The 345-nt window shown below is 55.1% G+C and carries 1 protein-coding gene; it reads right to left on the bottom strand.

What is annotated here, in order from left to right:
• Window positions 1-144 precede the first annotated feature (144 nt).
• The coding region (locus X735_RS1000000169530) for a hypothetical protein (RefSeq protein WP_032909655.1) at window positions 145-345 on the bottom strand (201 nt) is incomplete at its 5' end.

Raw genomic sequence — 345 nt, 5'->3', positions numbered from 1 at the left:
CCCCGGGCCGGATTCGAACCAGCGACCAACCGGTTAACAGCCGGTTGCTCTACCACTGAGCTACCGGGGAATAGAGGCTCTCATGTGAGTGGCGCAGCCTATAGCAAACCCTTTTCGGCTTTGCAAAGAAGCATTTCGCATTTTTTAGCGCATTTTCACCCAATGGTTTCTGGCAATCGCCGGATGACACCACATATGAGCCGTCTTGGGCGCCGTCGGACCTTGGTCGGCGGAACCTGAAAGGCGATTGCAGCCTTTAGCGCATATGGCTTTATCGAAGGCAACCGGATCGACTTTCGACATGACTGCAGCAGACGAAAACCAGGCACCGGCGCGGAAAATCTC

Origin of the sequence: Mesorhizobium sp. L2C084A000 (genome assembly GCF_000502875.1) — a bacterium.
Taxonomy (GTDB): Bacteria; Pseudomonadota; Alphaproteobacteria; order Rhizobiales; family Rhizobiaceae; genus Mesorhizobium.
The sequence above is the reverse complement of the archived record's forward strand: the minus strand, read 5'-3'. Positions and strand labels throughout refer to the sequence as shown.